Annotated in this window: 3 protein-coding genes; all 3 read left to right on the top strand. The window is 73.1% G+C overall.

The features are described from left to right. The coding region (locus ABZ444_RS51230; protein WP_358012652.1) for a metallophosphoesterase at positions 1-1,878 on the top strand (1,878 nt) is incomplete at its 5' end. Between the two features lie 184 nt (positions 1,879-2,062). Beyond that, entirely contained in the window at positions 2,063-4,240 is a 2,178-nt protein-coding gene (locus ABZ444_RS51225) for a glycogen debranching N-terminal domain-containing protein (protein WP_358012650.1), read from the top strand. 28 nt (positions 4,241-4,268) lie between these two features. Then, positions 4,269-5,407, top strand: a 1,139-nt coding sequence (locus ABZ444_RS51220) for a glycosyltransferase family 4 protein (protein WP_358012648.1), incomplete at its 3' end; no start/stop codon positions are given.

Raw genomic sequence — 5,407 nt, 5'->3', positions numbered from 1 at the left:
GGTGCTCGTGGTTGCAACTGCGCTGGGTCAAGGACGGCGGCGGCGCCGGGCACAATCGGCGTCGTCGGCTACGACCGCAACGGCAACTCCGCGCCCATCGAGCCGGACGACCTCACGCTCGACTACGACCGGAACCTGTTCGAGGTCACCCCGGCCGAGCACGGCTACTTCACCGTCAAGGCCCGGCAGGCCACCGGCTCCGGGCTGATCACCGCCAAGGTCGGCAAGATCACCACGGCCGTGCCGGTGACGGTCGGCTTCGAGTCCAAGCCGGTCGCCGACTTCGAGGACGCGGCCAAGTGGACCTTCGCCGCCGCCCGCGCCACCGGCTCGCTGTCGGCCGCGCCGGGCCAGAGCGGGGGCGGGCTCAAGCTGTCCTACGACTTCACCACCTCGACCGCCACCCGGGCCGCGTACGCCAGTCCGCCGCAGCAGATCGTGGTGGACGGGCAGCCGCAGGCGTTCGGGCTGTGGATCAACTCCACCGGCAAGGGGGAGTGGCCCAGCCTGGAGTTCTACGACGCGCTCGGCCAGTCGCAGATCCTGCGCGGGCCGTACCTGACGTGGACCGGCTGGCAGTACGTCGAGTTCCCGGTGCCCGCCGGGGTCAACTACCCGCTCAAGCTCCGGCGCTTCTACGTGGCCGAGACCAGGGCCGACGCCAAGTACGGCAACGACATCCTGATCGACGGCCTGGTGGCCAAGGTGCCGCCGTCGATCACCGCGCCCGCCGTGCCCAGGGTCGCCGACCCCGTGGTCAAGGCGGACGTGGCCAAGGCGCCCTGGCGGTTCGCGGTCATGTCGGACGCCCAGTTCGTGGCCAAGAACCCCGACAGCGACATCGTCAGGAACGCCCGCCGTACGCTCAAGGAGATCAAGGCCGCCAAGCCCGACTTCCTGCTGATCAACGGCGACCTGGTGGACGAGGCGTCGCCGGAGGACTTCGCGCTGGCGAAGAAGATCCTCGACGAGGAGCTGGGAGGAGAGCTGAAATATCACTACATCCCCGGCAACCATGAGGTCATGGGCGGCAAGATCGACAACTTCAAGGCCGTCTTCGGCGACACCTACGGCACGTTCGACCACAAGGGCACCCGCTTCGTCACCCTGGACACCTCCCGCCTGAACCTGCGCGGCGGCGGCTACGACCAGGTCGCGATGCTCCGCGCCGAGCTGGACAAGGCGGCGAAGGACGCCTCCGTCGGGTCGGTCGCCGTGCTGTTCCACGTGCCGCCGCGCGACCCCACGCCGGGCAAGGGCAGCCAGCTCGGCGACCGGAAGGAGGCCGCGCTGGTCGAAGGCTGGCTGGCCGGCTTCCAGCGCGACACCGGCAAGGGCGCGGCCTTCATCGGCGGGCACGTGGGCACGTTCAACGCCTCGCGCGTGGACGCGGTGCCGTACTTCATCAACGGCAACTCCGGCAAGAACCCGGCCACCGCCCCCGAGGACGGCGGCTTCACCGGCTGGTCGCTGTGGGGCGTGGACCCCGTGACGCCCGCCGAGGCCGAGCACGTACGGCGCAACTGGTTCACCGACGCGCCCGGCTGGATCGGCACGCAGGTGCGGCCGCACGTGGACGAGCTGACGCTGACCGCGCCCGCGACCGTCGCCGTCGGCGCGCCCGCGCCGGTCACGGCGGCGATCCGGCAGGACGACCGGGCCGTCCCGGCCGCCTACCCGGTCTCGGTCACCTGGTCCGGCTCGCCCAACCTGCACGTCGGCACCCGCCAGACGGCCAAGCCGTGGCACGTGGCGGTGCTCGACCCGGGCACGGGCACGATCACGGCCCTGCGGGCGGGACAGGTGACGGTCGCGGTCACCGTCAGCGGGGTCACCCGCCAGGCGGCCGTGGCGCTCACCGCCAAGGCCGCCGCCTGAGGCCCCCGGCCGGGGAGGAATCACCCTCCCCGACCGAAACACCCCAGATACCGAAATATCGGGATGAAGTGTTAAGAATCTAGACAGCCATGGGATTCCCCCTCCTTCCTCCGGATAGCACTCCTGACGTGCGGGGACCTGTCCCCGCAGGCGCGGGACCGGGGGAAGGACTGGGGGCTCGTCGGTGAACGCATGGACCTTCGAGGGACAACCCGGCGCGCTGGGCGACACGGTCACGCTCGTGGAGGGCGGCTCGTTCTGCGTGTGCCAGCACGGCGGCGACATCGTCCCCGGCGGCGCGCAGGGCGTCTACCACGCCGACACCCGCCTGCTGTCCCGCTGGATGCTGCGCGTGGACGACCATCCCGTCGAGCCGCTGCAGGTCATCATGGGCGAGCCGTACCACGCCACCTTCCTCGGCAAGGCCCGGCCGCGTCCCGGATGGGCCGAGAGCACGCTGCTCGTGGTGCGCGACCGCTACGTCGGCGGCGGGCTGCGCGAGGACCTCACGCTGCGCAACATGTCCGAGGAGGCCGCGGGCTGCGTCGTGTGCGTGCAGGTCGGCGCCGACCTGGCCGACCTGTTCGAGGTGAAGTCCGAACGGAGCTGGCCCGCCGAGGACGTCGAGATGAACCCCGGCGAGCGCGGCATCGAGGTCTACTCGCCCAGCCGGGCCCGCGGCGCCAGGATCGCCGTCGAACCGGCGGGCACGCCGGTCGTCACCGCGCCGGGCCTGCTCACCTTCGACGTCGTGGTGCCCGCCCGCGGCGAATGGCGCGCCACCGTGCTCGTGACGCCGGTCCACGAGGGCGAGGAGTCCTCGGCCCGCTTCCCGGTCGCCCATCCCACCCACCACGCCGAGCCGGCCCGCCGCCTGGCCGAGTGGACCGCCAGCACCCCCGTCCTGGAGAGCACGAACGCCGCTCTCGTCGAGGCCCTGGCCCGCTCCCGCGAGGACCTGGGCAGCCTGCGCCTGTTCGACCGCGACCATCCCGACGAGCCGCCCGCGATCGCCGCCGGCGCGCCCTGGTTCATGACGCTGTTCGGCCGCGACTCGCTGCTGACCTCCTGGATGGCGCTGCCGCTGGACCAGACGCTCGCCCTCGGCACCCTGCGCAGGCTGGCCCGGCTCCAGGGCGCCAAGGTCGACGCGCTGTCCGAGGAGGAGCCCGGCAAGATCATGCACGAGCTGCGCTTCGGCGTCCAGGACGGCTCCTCGCCGTACGGCGGGCGGGCCTACTACGGCTCGGTGGACGCCACCCCGCTGTTCGTCATGCTGCTCGGCGAGGTGCGCCGCTGGGGCGTGCACCGCGAGGCGGTCGAGGAACTGCTGCCGCACGCCGACGCCGCCCTGGCCTGGATCGAGGAGTACGCCAGCCGCGACGGCTTCGTCTGGTACCAGCGCAAGACCGACCGCGGCCTGGTCAACCAGGGCTGGAAGGACTCCTTCGACGGCGTCAACTTCGCCGACGGCACCATCGCCCGCCCGCCGATCGCCCTGGCCGAGGTACAGGGCTACGTCTACGCCGCCTACCTCGCCCGCGCCCACTTCGCCTGCCAGCAGGGCGACGAGGCCGCCGAACGGCGCTACGTGCAGCGGGCGCGGGCGATCAGGGAGGCGTTCAACGAACGGTTCTGGCTGCCCGGCCCCGGCTACTACGCCATGGGCCTGGACGGGCGCGGCCGGCCCATCGACGGCCTCGGCTCCAACATGGGCCACTGCCTGTGGGCCGGCATCGCCGACGAGGACAAGGCCCAGCAGGTGGCCCGCCACCTGCTCTCGCCCGAGATGTTCACCGGGTTCGGGGTGCGCACGCTGGCCTCGTCCATGGGGGCCTACAACCCGATGAGCTACCACAACGGCTCGGTGTGGCCGCACGACAGCGCGATCATCGCCGCCGGGCTGATGCGCTACGGCCACGTCGAGGAGGCCCAGCGCATCGCCGTCGGGCTGCTGGAGGCCGCGCACTCCTTCGGGGGGCGGCTGCCGGAGCTGTTCTGCGGGTTCGGCAAGGAGGAGTACGGGCGGCCGGTGCCGTACCCGACGTCGTGCTCGCCGCAGGCGTGGGCCGCCGCCGCGCCCATCCAGCTCCTGCGCACGTTGCTGCGGCTGGACCCGTGGGTGCCGTACGGGAAGTTGTGGCTGGTCCCGGCGCTGCCCGAGGGGTTCGGGGAGGTGACGATCAAGGGCATGCCGGTGGGCGACTCCAGGGTCGGCATCCGCGTCAGGGGCGAGGACGGCACGCCGCTGGTGTCCGGCCTGCCCGACGGCGTCGAGCTGGTCACCGAACCGCGCTGCCCGATCAGCGGCGCCTGCCGCTCCGGCCCGGCCCGCAGGGCGCACGGCCTGCCGGCGCTGTGACGACCGGACCGACAAGGGAGGTGCTGGGATGACGACGGAAGCCGAGGACGACTGGGAAGGCGCGCTGCGCATCGTGATGGTCGCTCCGCCCTGGGAGGAGGTTCCGCCGCGGGCCTACGGCGGGATCGAGCAGATGCTCGCCGACCTGATCACGGGCCTGTCCGCCCGCGGCCACGAGGTGACGCTGATCGGCGCGGGCAGCACGGGTCTCCCGGCCAAGTTCCTGGTCACCTACCCCGAGGCGCCCTCGGAGCGGATCGGCGAGGGGCTGCCCGAGGTGCTGCACGCCGCCCAGGCCTGGCGGGCGCTGGAAGGGCTGCCCGCCGACATCGTGCACGACCATTCGCTGGCCGGGCCGCTCACCGCCCTCGGCCGGGCGACCCCGACCGTGGTCACCTGCCACGGTGCTGCCGGCGGCGAGCTGGGCGAGGTGTACCGGGCGCTCGGCGAGCACGTCAACCTGATCGCGGTCTCCGACGCCCAGCGCGCCGACGCCCCCGACCTCAACTGGATCGCCACCGTGCACAACGCGCTCGACACCGCCTCCTTCCCCTTCCGGGAGCACAAGGAGGACTGGGTGCTGTGGCTGGGCCGCTTCAGCCACAGCAAGGGCACGCACCTGGCCATCGACGCCGCCCGCGCCGCGGGCCGCCGCATCGTGCTGGCCGGCAAGCTCACCGAGCCGTGCGAGCACGTCTACTTCGACGAGCACGTACGGCCGCGGCTCGGCCCCGGCGTCACCTACCTGGGCGAGGCCGACGCCGGGCGCAAGCGCGAGCTGCTGGCCGCCGCCCGCTGCATGGTCTTCCCCATCCAGTGGGAGGAGCCGTTCGGCATGGTGGTGATCGAGGCCATGGCCTGCGGCACGCCCGTCGTCGCCATCGGCCGGGGAGCGGTGCCGGAGATCGTGGTGGACGGCGTGACGGGGTTCGTCCTGCGGGAGGCGGCCGAGCTGCCCGCGGCGATAGAGGCGGCCGGGCGGCTCGACCCGCGGGCCTGCCGCGCCCACGTCGAGCGGCACTTCGGCGTGGCGGCGATGGCCGCGGCCTACGAGGCGGTCTACCGCCGCATGCTGGCCGCCCCCCGCGCGGGGGGGGGGGGGGCGCCGCGCCCGCGGGGGGGGGCCCGGGGGGGGGGGGGCCCCCGGCGCGCCCCCCCCCCGCGCGC

Origin of the sequence: Nonomuraea sp. NPDC005730, assembly GCF_040630865.1 — a bacterium.
Lineage (GTDB): Bacteria > Actinomycetota > Actinomycetes > Streptosporangiales > Streptosporangiaceae > Nonomuraea.
Note: the sequence above shows the minus strand (reverse complement) of the source record. Positions and strands in the feature narration are given on the sequence as shown.